The organism is Microbulbifer hydrolyticus (assembly GCF_009931115.1).
Lineage (GTDB): Bacteria > Pseudomonadota > Gammaproteobacteria > Pseudomonadales > Cellvibrionaceae > Microbulbifer > Microbulbifer hydrolyticus.
In genome coordinates, this window is sequence record NZ_CP047491.1 from 1,512,582 (window position 1) to 1,526,141 (window position 13,560).

A 13,560-nucleotide genomic window follows, 5' to 3' on the forward strand; every position below is an offset into this window, starting at 1 on the left:
TGCTTCTACACCGCTTCCGGGGACCGTCCGGAAGCGGTGAATTCCACTTCTGGCATTTACTTCTACACTGATAGCAACCGCGTGAATTTATCCGCCGCCGTGCCCGTGGTCGCGCCGGCCCACTGTGGAGAAGTCGTATGCCTGGTATCTGCAGAATGTCTATTGTTGCCGCCCTGCTGGGCTGCATGGCGCTGTCCGCCAGCGCTGAAACCGTTGTCAGCGTGCTGAAACTGGACAGCAAAGGCGTGGGCGCCATGCTGGGCACCGTGACCATTACTGAAACCCCCTATGGCCTGGTGTTCAGGCCGAGGCTCAAGGGTTTGCCGAGGGGGCTGCACGGTTTTCACCTGCACGAAAACGGCAGCTGCCTGCCGGCGATGAAAGACGGGAAAATGGTGCCGGGGTTGGCAGCCGGGAGTCACTATGACCCGAAAAAAACTGGCCGCCACGGTATGCCCTGGGGCGATGGCCACCTCGGTGACCTGCCGGCACTTTATGTCGACGCCGATGGCCAGGCCTATGAACCGGTACTGGCCCCGCGGGTGAAGCTCTCCGACCTGAAAGGCCGCGCGCTCATGGTGCACGCCGGCGGTGACAACTACTCGGACATGCCCAGTCCACTCGGTGGCGGCGGTGCCCGTATTGCCTGTGGTGTGATTCAATAACCGGCGTCCCGCTCCGCCAGAATTTCGCCGTAGTCCCCGGTACATTGGCTGCTGGCGGCACTGCCGTCCAGTGGGCGGAAGAAGCCGTCGAAGCAGCGTGGCAGCGGCCAGGTGGGTTTGTGGATATTCAGCCCCTGTTGTGGCGTGCAGGGCTCGTCTGCACCCGGTACACACCAGTTGGCCGGTTCCCGCACCGGTGCGCTGTTTTGGTGGTGGCGGAATTCCGACACCGCGTGGTACACCAGGCGGCGCGCGCGATTCAGGCTGCCGACGGGCTCCCATTGGCCCACCCCGCGCCAGGGGTTCATCGACAGGTTTTCACAAAACTCCTGCTGGGCTTCGCCAGTAAAGGTTTGCGGGGGAATATGGATGCGCGCAACCGGCACGAATGGCGCCGCGTCCTCATCCCAGATCACCGTGGCGTCGTCCAGCGGCATTTCCTTTTCTGACGCATCCGCTGGTCGCGGCTGCAGCATAAACTCAAAACACGCCGAGCCGGCTTGCAAGGTATCCGCCATTTGCCGGGTGAGAAAATCATCCGCGGTTTTGTCGACCGATGTGGTGTAGTCGGCAGCAGGGCAGGGGCGGCTGGAAAACTTGACCGTGGTGTCGCCGAGGCGATACGGCAACATGGAAAAATACTGTTCGGCGAGGGGCGTCTCGATTGTTGACGACACCGTCTGATAGGCACGGAACATTTCTTTCAGGTGCAGGCGCGGTGGCCACAGGTTGATAAACCAGCCTTTCCGATCCAGCTTTGCCAGGTGCTGCATGTTTTCCGCGTAATCGAAAATATTACGGTTAAAGAACGCCGGAGTGTTGGTCATGATGAAGTCCTGATTTACAGCATCAGGACTGACATCGCCGCCCAGTTCCGGTGCGATGACCGCGCCCTCCGCACCCAGGAGCTTCACCGCCATTCCCCGTGCATCGCCCTTGCCATCTGGCTGTACCAGCATGTCGCCATTGGAAAAGCGGATCCATGCCTGGTAGCTATGCCCGGGTGTGGCAAACACACTGTGCTGGAACTGCTCCGGGATATCGCCGTTTACTTCAAACTCCGCGCGCAGGCACCCGGTCGCCTTGGCGTGGGCATCGCGGCGGTAATGCTCTCCATACTTCGGGCTGTTGTGCTGGTGCGCGACCCTGGAGATTTCACGGGCTGATTCAATCGCCGAGACAATCGCGTTGCGCTCCGCGGGCGAAATTTCCATTGCGAGCTGTTCGATGCTGGCATCCACCGAGCGGGCGATATCCGCTTGGTCGCGCGAATGGGAATCGGCTGCCTGTGCTTGCGTCGTGCCGAGAATGGCGGCAAGCAACAGAGCAATGCGGAAGGGGAGTTTCGTGTTCGCCCGGCTCATTGGGATTCCTCCCGCGAAGCAAGTTGCGAAGCGGTCGCGTGTTGGAACTGGTTGCAGGCCTGTTCACCAATGGCGCTTTCGGGGGCTTGCGGGTACCGGGCCCAGTTTTGCGGGTCGCCGCCGAGGGCTTCGGAAAAGTCCGGGTTGCCCATCACCTTGATATATTCGATCAGCGCCATGCGCTCGACCTCGCTGAGGCGCTCGCCAATGCGTCCATCCACATCGGCGTCAGTAAACAGGTGACCGGAGTTGCTGTTGCCGGTTTGGCTGGTGTCGAACTCGAAATTCCCCGGGCGCATATCGGTTACATACCCGAGCTTTACCGGGTTGTATTCGCGGTGACCCACGCCGAAGCGTACCGGGCGTGCTTCCAGCGGCGACAGGAGGTCGTAAATGGTGGGCACGGAACCATTGTGCAGGAAGGGCGGGGTAGCCCAGACCCCGTGCAGCGGGCGAGCCTTGTAAGCGGGCTTGCTGACGATACGGAAGGGCACATTGAGCCCGTCGTAATCGGCGATGCCATTGTTGTCGCTGGAGATATCACTGTTCTCGTAGAGAACCGGCACCAGCTTGTTTAGCAGCAGTTGCAGGCCGTCACCGGCATTGACCCGGCGACGCTCGGCGTCATTGGGATCGTCGGGATTTCTTGCGACCAGCGGACCGGGGTCGAACGTGTGGTTGACGAAGTTCTTGGCTGCGGTGGGGTCGGTGCCGATCACGCTGATATCAATCCACGGAACGGCCCACATGGACTCGCGCCAGTCTTCGCGCACCGGACGGTTGTCTTCGTCGTAGGATATCTGCCCGGACATGTCCCATTGCCAGTTGATGTCGCGCTGGTTGTCCGGGTTGTCGCCGGGACCGGCGGCAACCCGCCAGGCATAGGGTTTGGACTCATGGGGACCGTGGCAATGGGCACACTGGTCGGCGAACAGGTCTTTGCCCCGGCGCGCCTGCGCTATATCGATTTTACCCAGTACCTCTTCCGGCCATTTCGGCGGTCGCAGTTTGCGCAGTGTGGTCTCAATACACTGCATGCCTTCGACATTGATCGTGGACTGGCCGAACTCCCCCTCCGGCAGCAGCTCGCCATTCTCGTCCACCAGTTTGACCGGCGCCATCACGCCCAGGCTCTCGCCCACGTTGCGCGCCATCGCCTGGTTGGTGAAGCCGGTGTACTGTACCCAGTCGAAACGCCAGATATCCCATAGGAATGGGTAGCTCACCGGTGCATCGGCTTTTTTGTAGTTCTCCTCGATTCCCAGGTTGTAGCCGAACACGACGTTGCCGATACGGCCCACCGCATCGGTGCGGCCGCGGCCTTCTGTGGTAGGAAAGTTGTCACCGTTTCCGGGGCCTTTCGCAAACGTAAAAAAGCGCTCGCGGAAAGCGGCGAAGTCCTGCTTCAGTTGCTCGCGCTGTTGCGGATCCTCGCCGGCGATGGCATCCGCAAAACGATCCCATTTGAGCGGGTTGAAGCGCATTTCAAACGTGCTTGCACCTACGGAGTGAATGAATTCCCCCGGGGCGCCGGTCGACATACCGTGAATGGCCTGACCGCCGTCCACGCGCAGCGCTACGCCGTTGTAATGCAGCTCGCCGGTATGGCACAGGGCACAGCCGAGGTCCAGGCGAACGGAGTCATCTTCCGGATTTATATGCCGGGTCATGCCAACCGGGTGAACCCCGGTATTTGCCTGCTGTTCTTGGTCGGGATCCACAATAAAGCCCCAGCCGCGCATGTTTTCCGGGCTGGCGAGCTTCTCTGTGGAAAAGGGAAGCTCCATTGCCTCCAGCCATTTGTAGTGCAGCCCCTGCAGCTCGGTGCCCTGGGGCGTGTTGTAGAACCGCTGGCGATCTTCCTCCGTCCAGCCCTGATCCAGATAGCGAACCTCGGTAATCTGCTCTTTGACGGTATTTGGCTCAAAGAACTTGTGCGCGAGCGAGCAGCCGGTCAGTGTGAGCGAGGAGGAGGCGAGAACGGCAATGGATGTTCGCAGGGCGCGAAAGTAGGGGGCCTTCATTGATGGGACTTCCGTTGTTTCTGGGTTTTTGTTTTGATTTTTTATTCTCACACGGCTCCGCCGCGATGATTTTCGTGCTTATTGTAATTTGCAGGGCCATAAAGAAAAAGCCAGGGCATTGGCCCTGGCTTTAACGTGCTGGTACGGAGAGGAAAGAAGAATCAGTCCGCTGACTTTTTCTTTGCTACCCACTCGTCAACCAGTTCTTCCAGTACGTTCAACGGCACCGCGCCATTGGCCAGTACCACGTCGTGAAATTCACGAATGTCGAACTTGTCGCCCAATTCCTCTTTTGCGCCCTCACGCAGCTCGACAATTTTCATCATGCCGATCTTGTATGCGGTCGCCTGGCCGGGCATTACGATGTAGCGCTCAATGGCCTTGACTACATCCCCCTGCGGGTTGGGGCTGTTTTCTGCAAGCCAGTCGATGGTCTCTTCGCGGGTCCACTTCTTGCTGTGCATACCGGTGTCTACCACCAGGCGGCAGGCACGCCACAGTTCCATCGCCAGGCGACCGAAGTCGGAATAAGGGTCCTGGTAGAAACCGATTTCCTTGGGCACCAGCTCGGAGTACAGGCCCCAGCCTTCGGTGTATGCGGTGTAGCCACCGAACTTGCGGAAGCTGGGCACGTTTTCCAGCTCCTGCATGATGGAGAGCTGCATATGGTGGCCCGGAATACCCTCGTGGTAAGCGAGTGCTTCCATCTGGTAGGTGGGCATGCTGCTCATCTTGTACAGGTTGGCGTAGTAGATACCGGGGCGTGAGCCGTCCGGCGCCGGGCGCTGGTAGAAGGCCTTGCCCGCGGATTTCTCGCGGAAGGGCTCCACGGCCTTGACCACCAGATCGGCCTTGGGCTTGGTGATAAACAGCTCGTCCAGGCGGCCCTTCATGGTGTCGATGATGGCAGTGGCTTCTTTCAGGTAGCGCTGCTTGCCTTCCTCGGTTTCCGGGTAATAGAACTGCTTGTCGGTGCGCATGAACTCAAAGAATTCCTGCAGGTTACCGTCGAAGTTTACCTTCTTCATGATCGCGCGCATTTCGTCGTGGATGCGCTTCACCTCGTCCAGACCCACCTGGTGAATTTCTTCGGCAGTCATGTCGGTGGTGGTGTAAACGTTCAGGCGGTGCTGGTAGAACTCGTCACCGTCAGGCAGCTTCCAGGCGCCGTCATCGGTGGTGGCTTTTTTCTCCAGCTCGCCCAGGTAGCCGATGAGCTTTTCATAGGCAGGTTTGACGTTCTCCAGCATCGCAGTCTTGGCGCTCTCGATCAGCGCGGACTTTTCGTCATCACTGATGCTGAGTTTGTCGACTTTGCCTTTGAAGTCGGCAAACAGTGTGCTGTCTTTACCGTCGTCGTAGGGCGCACCGGTGATCAGGTTCTTGCCATCGCTGATCACGTACGGGAATACGAACTTGGGCACGATAACGCCTTTGTCCGCGCGCTCCTGCAGGTTTTCGATCAGCTGGTCGAAGTGGGCGGGCAGGGCATTCAAGCGGGAGATATACGCCTCGGCATCGGAGACGTCATCTACGCGGTGCTGGTTGATCAGCAGGGAGGCAACGCTGGTGTGCCCGGCGTACATCTGGTTCACCGGGTAGGTGTGCAACCGCCATTTCCAGCCGTCGATGTCCTGCTCCAGGTTGCGGATGGCCAGTTCCAGCGACAGGCGGGTGGCGTCGTCCAATTGATCTGGATCGATTTCTTTCAATGCTGCCAGCTGGCGCTTGTTGATCTCGTAGGTTTCCTTGGCGAATTCCGGGGAAATGTCATCCCACTTGCCGTAATCCTCCTTGATGCCAAGAAACGTCTTGAATTCCGGGCTGCGCTGGACGTGGGTCTGAAACTGCTCTTCGAAAAGCGCGTTGGTCTTGGCAATCACTTCCGCGTTGCCCTGGGAGGCTTCCGCGGTGTCCTGTGCCGGGGTGCCGGCGCCAGCCTGTTGGGCGCTTTCGTTCGCGGCGGGGGCCTGCTGCTTTTCGGCGGGTTTCTGTTCCCGGTCGCATCCTGTCATGGCCAGGGTGCTTATGGCAGCGGCCAGCAGGGTAATCTTCAGCTTCATATTGTGTTCTCAGCTTTTGATGGAAAGTTACTGATGGAAAGATATGGTTCAGCGGTCAGTGTTGTAACCATAACCGGGAGATGATGCAAATTCCGTGCATTTGTGCCAATTGGCGGGGAATGAGGGCAATGCAGAAAATACCCGCATAAAAAAAGCGGGCCAGAGGCCCGCCTTTTCGCGTTTGGTGACGCTTGCCCGATTTTTGATCAGGCGAAGTTCTGGTTCACGAACTCCCAGTTGAGCAGTGCCCAGAACGCTTCCATGTACTTCGGACGCGCATTGCGGTAATCGATGTAGTAGGCGTGTTCCCAAACGTCGCAGGTCAGCAGCGGAGTGACGCTGTCGTCGGTCAGCGGGGTTTCGGCATTGGAGGTGTTCACGATAGCAACGGAACCGTCGGATTTCTTCACCAGCCAGGTCCAGCCGGAACCGAAGTTGTTGACTGCGCTCGCAGTGAACTCTTCCTTGAACTTGTCGAAGGAACCGAAAGCGGCGTTGATGGCATCGGCTACGGCACCGGTCGCGGCGCCACCGCCGTTCGGGCTCAGGCAGTTCCAGTAGAACGTGTGGTTCCAGATCTGGGCCGCGTTATTGAAAACACCGCCAGAGGAAGACTTGATGACTTCTTCCAGGCTCTTGTCGGCATCCGGAGTGCCGTCCAGCAGGCCGTTCAGCTTGTCGACGTACGTCTTGTGGTGCTTGCCGTAGTGGTACTCCAGGGTCTCCTGAGAGATGTGCGGCTGCAGTGCATCCATAGCATAGGGAAGTTCGGGGAGAACATGTGCCATGTGTCAATCCTTCCTTTTCCGGGACCTGCTCCGACCCAAGAACGGTAGCAGGTCAGTTATTGGTGGCACGCATTCTACACCCGCTTGATGTCATTATTAAGCCACTGGACAGGCCAAAAACGCGCTGATTGTGGCAAGGTTCGGCGCGACCTCCGGTCATTTTGCGCGAATGATTATCAATGACGGACCGGTCTGTGCGTATTGGTGTCCTATTCTGATAACTGAACCCGGTTACTTTTTCGTCAATTTTTGGTATAACTGCCGCAGTTTTCATCCGTACTTTCCGGTCAATACGACCGAGCCAACGCAGGACAACAGCATGCAACGCAGAGAGCCCACATTTGATGGCAGCAGCTCATCCTCTATGGACCCTCAGATCCCCAACGGCCCGGCCGGTGGCAGGCAGCGCTATAACGCGCCGCAGCCCACTGCAGCGGCGCCGGCCGAAGAGTCATCTTCCGGTGGTGGTTCTTCATTCCTCGCTATCGTCGCATTGTTGCTGGCACTGGCGGGGCTCGGCGGGGCTGGGTTCCTGTACAACCAGTGGCAGCAGACCAGGGTCGAGCTGGTCGACGCCGAAGCGCGCATCGTGCAGCTGGAAAAGCGCTTTGAAATGTCCGGAGAAGAGTCCGCGGCCTCTGTTGAAGTGCTTAACGCCAAGGTGAAGGAGAATGCCTCGGAGATCCGCAAGCTCTGGGGTGTGTCCTACGATACCAACCGCAAGGGTATCGCGGCGAACACGGCCACCGCTGCTTCCACCAAGAAGCAGGTGGATGCTCTGTCCAAGAAAGTCAGCGGTTTTGAAAGCAGCCTGAAGAAAGTGGCGGCGCTCGAGAGCGAAATCACCAAGCTGAAAGAGTCCACCGTAAGCGCCTCCCGCGACACCAAAGACAAGGTGGCAAGCCTGGAGCGCCAGCTGTCTTCGGTGCGTGCGGACCTTACCGCCCGTGTTGGTGCCAACGAGGAAGCGGTCCAGTCCATCGACAGCTACCGCCGCACCGTCAACAAGGACCTGGTACAGCTGCGCGATGCCATTCGCAGCCTGCAGTCCAGCTCCAGCACCGCGTCTGCGCCCTAACCCGGGGCAGGGATACGGTCTGAACAGGGTTGGCGACGGGGAAACCCGTCGCTAACCATTCTCATTTTCAATTTCCTCGCCCGCGGATGCGGCTTCTTCCCCGCCTTTACTTCGTCCTATCCAACACCTGCACATAATTCGTGTAAAATCGCCGCCTTCGAGACGAGAGACAACCGGAGCCGGCAATGACCATTATCCGCCAGGACGACCTGATCGACAGCGTGGCCGACGCGCTGCAGTTCATTTCCTATTACCACCCACAGGACTTTATCCAGGCCCTCAACAAGGCCTATGAGAAGGAAGCCAACCCGGCGGCGAAAGACGCCATGGCCCAGATCCTGATCAACTCGCGCATGTGCGCCCAAGGGCACCGCCCCATCTGCCAGGACACCGGCATTGTGACCGTGAAACTGAAAGTGGGCATGAACGTGCAGTGGGACGCGGAAATGAGCGTGACCGACATGGTCAATGAAGGCGTACGCCGCGCTTACAACAATCCCGATAACGTACTGCGCGCATCCATCCTGGAAGATCCGGATGGTGCCCGTAAGAATACCGGTGACAACACCCCGGCGGTTATCCACTACGAAATCGTGCCCGGTGACAACGTCGACGTCTACGTTGCGGCCAAGGGCGGCGGCAGTGAAGCCAAGAGCAAGTTCGCGATGCTGAACCCGTCCGACTCCGTGGTGGACTGGGTTCTGGATATGGTGCCGAAAATGGGCGCCGGCTGGTGCCCGCCTGGCATGCTGGGTATCGGTGTAGGCGGTACCGCGGAGAAAGCGATGCTGTTGGCCAAGGAATCCCTGCTGGACCCGATTGATATCCAGGACCTGCAGGAGCGCGGTGCATCCAATCGCGCCGAAGAGCTGCGCCTGGAGTTGTTCGACAAGGTCAACAAGCTGGGCATCGGCGCCCAGGGCCTGGGTGGTTTGACTACCGTGCTGGATGTGAAAGTCAAAGACTTCCCCACCCACGCCGCCAACAAGGCCGTGGCAATCATCCCCAACTGCGCGGCCACCCGTCACACCCACTTCACCCTCGACGGCTCCGGCGCTGCGCGCCAGACCCCGCCGAAGCTGGAAGACTGGCCGGAGATCACCCGAGAAGCCGGCGGCAACACCCGCCGTGTAAACCTGGATGAAGTGACAGCCGAAGATGTGCTCAGCTGGCAGCCCGGCGACACCCTGCTGTTAAACGGCAAAATGCTCACCGGCCGCGATGCCGCACACAAGAAAATGGTGGATATCCTCGCGAAAGGCGAAAAACTGCCCGTGGACCTCACCGGCCGATTTATCTACTACGTGGGCCCGGTAGACCCGGTACGCGAAGAAGTGGTTGGCCCCGCCGGCCCCACCACCGCCACCCGCATGGACAAGTTCACCCGCACCATGCTGGAAGAAACCGGCCTGCTGGGGATGATCGGTAAAGCCGAGCGTGGCCCAACCGCCATTGAAGCCATCCGCGACAACAAGGCCGTGTATCTGATGGCAGTTGGCGGCGCTGCGTACCTGGTTGCTCAGGCGATCAAGGACGCCAAGGTTATCGCCTTCCCGGAACTGGGTATGGAAGCCATCTACGAATTCGAGGTGGAAGACATGCCGGTAACCGTGGCCGTGGACAGCAAGGGTGAATCGGTACACAACACCGGCCCGGTGATCTGGAAGCACAAGATCGAAGAGGGTGCGGTATAAGCCTCACTATCTTTGTACGTTACCAGAAAGTAAAAAGCCGGCCCCATTTTTGGGGCCGGCTTTTTTTTGAGCGTCCAGATGACGATATGACGCGGGTCAACAGGCGACAAGTCAGAAGTTTGCTTCTATCGAGTGTCCATTGATCGTTTCTCGAGCGGCCGGATTCAGAAGCCTGTGGCTTGTGTGCACAGATTCGGATACGCTAAGTAACTGATTTATATGAAGTTGGCTAAAACAAAACTGCCACTTAAAAAATAAGAACAAAAGCCAAAGGCTTCTTTTACTTTTTGACTCCGGTGAATACCGGACGGTAAATGAATGTTTTTAAAGGGAAAATGTTTTTTGGTGTGTTTTCGCGCCAGGAAACAATGCTCTCAGGAACAGAAGCCTATGGCGTGTGAATAAAACTGTTAAGGCAAGTAACCATGAATAAAGGCTTATGCCATATATGTGATCGTCAGATTCAAAATACTGGTTTTGATAAATGCATGTATTGTGGTGCTGAGCTTTTAGAGAATCAGAAATTTACAGAATCTGAGAAAGCTTTACTCGCAGATATGAGAAAATCTGTAGAGACGGAATTGCGGCAGAAGAAAGCAGCGCAAACAGGGGCGCCAACGTCAACTGATGGTTTCGTTGGTGGCCTAGATTTTGGTTTCGGTGACTCTAGCTGTGATTAGTGGTGGCCTTAACAAGGCCGGTCAGTTTGCTCCGGGCCTTCGGCCCTCTGCGGGACAGCTTACCTTGTGCACGTTTTGCGCAGGTCGCTGCGCTCCCATTTTTGCGCAAAACGCGCACAAGGTAAGCTGCCCCTGCCGGCGGCGTTAAGAGAAAATGAGGCGATCAAATTTCCAATCAAATATTCACATACTTATTGGCGCCAACATTGGTTTGGTTGGTGATTTGTTTACCCGTATGGATTGTGTCGTGGATAGTTATGAGGCACAGGGACGTACCATTTTATATTTTATGCATAGGTAGTATTTTAAGCGCATTGGTTGGTGCTAGATACATCGGGATTTCAATACTGGTCGGCATGTCAGGGCATGGATCATCAGGAAATTTCGACATTTATGGCGGTACATTTTCCTATCTTAGTTTTTTTGTTTATCTATATGCTCTTAAGCGAAGACACTCTTAACAATCGCAAGCAGTTTACTCCGGCCCTTCGGGCCTCCGTGGGACGCCCAACGCTATGCACATTTTGTGCGGGTCGCTGCGCTCCCAGTTTTGCACAAAAAGTGCATAGCATTGGCCGCCCCTGTTGCGGGCGTTAAGGTTTCCATGAATAAGATCACCGGGATACTGCTAGCTCTGTTGTCATTTTCATTAAAAGCCGAAGTTACGGTAGAGCAACTCGAAGAATTTGATGGCTGGGTATACGGACATGCAATGCGCACCGAAGAAGAAATTTTTAATTTCGGGGAGCTTGTTGATGTATCTTCCAAAGAAACTATTACCAATGGTGGTGTGGCCGAACTAAAGGAATATACTTTTAGCAAAGGCCATATCTCAGCTATTGTGTTTTCGCCGGATAACGTCAGCGTCTTGGGTATTCGATCTAGTGCACCTGGGTATGAACTCAAGAATGGTATTTCCGTTGGAGATCCAAGTAGCATATTGCAGTCTATGCCCATATCATCTGAGGGCGGAGAGTACTGCGGAATCAACAATTGCGTAAACTTTGATCTAAATGGTGAGGTTATCGCTAGTTTCACCATCGAGTTTTACGTGGACTAAAACCTTAACAAAGTGCTGCAGCCGACGTCTTACTTTATGCACCTTGTGCGCGGTCGCTGCGCTCCCATTTTCGCGCAAAAGGTGCATAAAGTAAGCCGCCGCTGAGCACGGCGTTAATTGCCCAAGAGAAACCATGGCGTATAAAAACATTATTAGAGTTGTGGTAATTATTTGTCTGGTCGTAGCTGCTTACTTTGCTGGGGAGCAGAGGGGGCTGGAACGAGGCATAGAAATCTCAGCAGTCTTTACGCAGTCAGGGCGTTCAGCAGATCAAGCAAACATGATTGCTCTTCTCCTCGGATTTTCAAGGCGCGGAGAGGAAGAAAAAATGTATGAATGGGGTGAAAGATTTATTGTCCAAAATATAGACAATTACAATAATATCCAGAGCACCTTGGAAAAAGAATCTACCCCTATAAAAGATACTGCGATTTATGAGCTTTTAGATGTGATGGTCAATTCTTCCCCATCCACTACAACTGAAGCTTACATAGAAACATACATTGAGGGCGGTAAGAGCTTCGATGCCACACTAGGCAATTAACAAAGCCAGGCAGGTTGCTCCGGGCCTTCGGCCCTCCGCGGGACGGCTTACCTTGTGCACATTTTGCGCGGGTCGCTGCGCTCCCATTTTTGCGCAAAACGCGCACAAGGTAAGCTGCCCCTGCTGGCGGCGTTAACTGAATATGTGGAAAGAAATTATTCCTACAAGCCTGTTTCAAGCACTCAATGATCCAAGAATGGTTGGAGATTACAAACTCTCACCACAAGAAGAATGGTTTCAGCCATACGAGATTGAAGAAGTTGATACTGCTGAAGTCTTAGACTCATTCGATGGGCGCTCTACTACAAGCGAAGGAATCTTGAGCGGTGCTATTCGGATCTGTAATACAGGCTGCGAGGGGTATCATATTTACGTATTTAGCGGGCCTGAAGCAGGAAGTATATGGTCGGATCAGCGCTATCCTTTTGGCCGTCTCTCAAAAATTTGTCCGTCTTTAGATGTTTACTTGGCCAATTTGAAGAAGTTCGGAGCAGGGCACATAGCGCAATACGAGGACCTCAGTTAACAAGCAGCGGCAGAGCGACAGCCAACGCTACGCACCTTTTGTGTTACTCGCTGGCGCTCAAACATTAACACAAAATGCGCACCGCGCTGGCTGCGCCTGCGCTGGGCGTTAGCAATACGATATGAAAATCGAAGATAAAATGGATTTTGAAAAAAAGCATGCAAGTTTTCTTTTTCACTTGTCTGAAAACTTTTTGAAATCAAAAGATGCAGTGGCTTTGTTTCCAGGAAATGAATATTTGGATGAAATTAGTCTCGAAGAGATCAGGTTGCTTTCTCTACTATGTATGTATGAAAATTATCGATCTGCGAAGTCAATTTCAAACGACACGGGAGAGGAGCTAAGTTTCATCGAAAGTAATCTCCAGCTTCTCTGTGAGCTTGGTTTTGCGGCATCAAATATTTTTGGTTTTTTTGCGACAAAAAAAGGACTTAAAATTATCAGTGATCTCACTATTGAGGTAAAGAATTTTGATGATCCTTAATATCAATAAGGTTGTTTGTTAACCTGGGCCTTGGACAAGTTTCTTTGGGTAATTGCTAACAAAGCCGGGCAGTTTGCTTCAGGCCTCTGGCCCTCCGCGGGACAGCTTACCTTGTGCACATTTAGCGCGGGTCGCTGCGCTCCCGTTTTCGCGCAAAACGCGCACAAGGTAAGCTGCCCCTGCCGGCGGCGTTATGAATCTCGGAGAGTCCAAAGTTTGAATAGAGCTACTGTGTTCCGACATCTAATTTGGTGTTTCTGGATTCTGATAGCGGTTAATTACGTATATAAGTCCGTCGTGGAAGGCTTCACGCTTGATGAGGTTCTATGGTTTGGTGCCTTTCTTAGTGCATTTACGTTGCTCTACTTGCTCTTCATAAAGGTGTTTAAAGTCCAAAAATCTGGTCCAATTCCCTGGTATGCTTCACCAGTATTGTGGCTGGGATTACCGGTAGTTTTGGTGATTGTGTACACGTTTGTGGGTCAAAATTCATAACAAGGCCGGGCAATTTGCTCCGGGCCTTCGGCCCTCCGCGGGACAGCTTACCCTGTGCACGTTTTGCGCGGGTCGCTGCGCTCCCATTTTCGCGC

12 protein-coding genes are annotated in these 13,560 nt (G+C 55.2%); 8 read left to right on the forward strand and 4 right to left on the reverse strand.

All coding sequences use genetic code 11. The features are described 5' to 3' along the window. Positions 1-155: 155 nt before the first annotated feature. Positions 156-665, forward strand: a complete 510-nt coding sequence (sodC, locus tag GTQ55_RS06435; RefSeq protein ID WP_161857991.1) for a superoxide dismutase family protein — start codon at positions 156-158, stop codon at positions 663-665. Here the strand turns inward: sodC and GTQ55_RS06440 are convergent. The 4 genes from GTQ55_RS06440 to GTQ55_RS06455 form a co-directional block, all read right to left on the reverse strand. Then, a complete protein-coding gene (locus tag GTQ55_RS06440) occupies positions 659-2,029 on the reverse strand; it encodes a catalase family protein (RefSeq protein WP_161857992.1) in 1,371 nt (456 codons plus the stop codon). The genes sodC and GTQ55_RS06440 overlap by 7 nt on opposite strands. Further along, the gene (locus tag GTQ55_RS06445) at positions 2,026-4,053 is read right to left on the reverse strand and encodes a c-type cytochrome (protein WP_161857993.1); all 2,028 of its coding nucleotides are present in this window, start codon (positions 4,051-4,053) and stop codon (positions 2,026-2,028) included. Before GTQ55_RS06445 ends, GTQ55_RS06440 begins: the two co-directional genes overlap by 4 nt. A 161-nt stretch (positions 4,054-4,214) precedes the next feature. Further along, positions 4,215-6,116 carry a DUF885 domain-containing protein gene (locus GTQ55_RS06450; protein ID WP_202620668.1) on the reverse strand — a complete coding sequence of 634 codons (1,902 nt, stop codon included), beginning with the start codon at positions 6,114-6,116 and terminating at the stop codon, positions 4,215-4,217. Positions 6,117-6,322: 206 nt separating this feature from the next. Then, positions 6,323-6,904 (reverse strand): superoxide dismutase, encoded by a 582-nt coding sequence (locus tag GTQ55_RS06455; protein ID WP_161857994.1) that lies wholly within the window; start codon positions 6,902-6,904, stop codon positions 6,323-6,325. A gap of 319 nt (positions 6,905-7,223) precedes the next feature. Between GTQ55_RS06455 and GTQ55_RS06460 the strand changes: the two genes are divergently transcribed. From GTQ55_RS06460 to GTQ55_RS06490, 7 genes are all read left to right on the forward strand, one after another. Further along, positions 7,224-7,982 carry a hypothetical protein gene (locus GTQ55_RS06460; protein WP_161857995.1) on the forward strand — a complete coding sequence of 253 codons (759 nt, stop codon included), beginning with the start codon at positions 7,224-7,226 and terminating at the stop codon, positions 7,980-7,982. Positions 7,983-8,167: 185 nt separating this feature from the next. Further along, complete coding sequence (locus tag GTQ55_RS06465; RefSeq protein WP_161857996.1) at positions 8,168-9,676, forward strand: fumarate hydratase; 1,509 nt, start codon at positions 8,168-8,170, stop codon at positions 9,674-9,676. 425 nt (positions 9,677-10,101) lie between these two features. Continuing rightward, the gene (locus tag GTQ55_RS06470) at positions 10,102-10,356 is read left to right on the forward strand and encodes a hypothetical protein (RefSeq protein ID WP_161857997.1); all 255 of its coding nucleotides are present in this window, start codon (positions 10,102-10,104) and stop codon (positions 10,354-10,356) included. A 604-nt stretch (positions 10,357-10,960) separates the two neighbouring features. Then, entirely contained in the window at positions 10,961-11,416 is a 456-nt protein-coding gene (locus GTQ55_RS06475; RefSeq protein WP_161857998.1) for a hypothetical protein, read from the forward strand. A 133-nt stretch (positions 11,417-11,549) separates the two neighbouring features. Further along, the gene (locus tag GTQ55_RS06480) at positions 11,550-11,960 is read left to right on the forward strand and encodes a hypothetical protein (RefSeq protein ID WP_161857999.1); all 411 of its coding nucleotides are present in this window, start codon (positions 11,550-11,552) and stop codon (positions 11,958-11,960) included. Between the two features lie 142 nt (positions 11,961-12,102). Then, positions 12,103-12,486: a hypothetical protein gene (locus tag GTQ55_RS06485; RefSeq protein ID WP_161858000.1), complete on the forward strand. Its 384-nt coding sequence runs from the start codon at positions 12,103-12,105 to the stop codon at positions 12,484-12,486. A gap of 121 nt (positions 12,487-12,607) precedes the next feature. Beyond that, on the forward strand, positions 12,608-12,970 hold the full coding sequence (locus GTQ55_RS06490) for a hypothetical protein (RefSeq protein WP_161858001.1): 363 nt from the start codon (positions 12,608-12,610) through the stop codon (positions 12,968-12,970). Positions 12,971-13,560 lie beyond the last annotated feature (590 nt).

Coding starts and splice junctions, on each gene's coding strand:
- sodC (WP_161857991.1), top strand. CDS start 156: ATGTCTATTGTTGCCGCCCTGCTGGGCTGCATGGCGCTGTCCGCCAGC.
- GTQ55_RS06445 (WP_161857993.1), bottom strand. CDS start 4,053: ATGAAGGCCCCCTACTTTCGCGCCCTGCGAACATCCATTGCCGTTCTC.
- GTQ55_RS06470 (WP_161857997.1), top strand. CDS start 10,102: ATGAATAAAGGCTTATGCCATATATGTGATCGTCAGATTCAAAATACT.
- GTQ55_RS06455 (WP_161857994.1), bottom strand. CDS start 6,904: ATGGCACATGTTCTCCCCGAACTTCCCTATGCTATGGATGCACTGCAG.
- GTQ55_RS06485 (WP_161858000.1), top strand. CDS start 12,103: ATGTGGAAAGAAATTATTCCTACAAGCCTGTTTCAAGCACTCAATGAT.
- GTQ55_RS06480 (WP_161857999.1), top strand. CDS start 11,550: ATGGCGTATAAAAACATTATTAGAGTTGTGGTAATTATTTGTCTGGTC.
- GTQ55_RS06450 (WP_202620668.1), bottom strand. CDS start 6,116: ATGAAGCTGAAGATTACCCTGCTGGCCGCTGCCATAAGCACCCTGGCC.
- GTQ55_RS06440 (WP_161857992.1), bottom strand. CDS start 2,029: ATGAGCCGGGCGAACACGAAACTCCCCTTCCGCATTGCTCTGTTGCTT.
- GTQ55_RS06490 (WP_161858001.1), top strand. CDS start 12,608: ATGAAAATCGAAGATAAAATGGATTTTGAAAAAAAGCATGCAAGTTTT.
- GTQ55_RS06475 (WP_161857998.1), top strand. CDS start 10,961: ATGAATAAGATCACCGGGATACTGCTAGCTCTGTTGTCATTTTCATTA.
- GTQ55_RS06460 (WP_161857995.1), top strand. CDS start 7,224: ATGCAACGCAGAGAGCCCACATTTGATGGCAGCAGCTCATCCTCTATG.
- GTQ55_RS06465 (WP_161857996.1), top strand. CDS start 8,168: ATGACCATTATCCGCCAGGACGACCTGATCGACAGCGTGGCCGACGCG.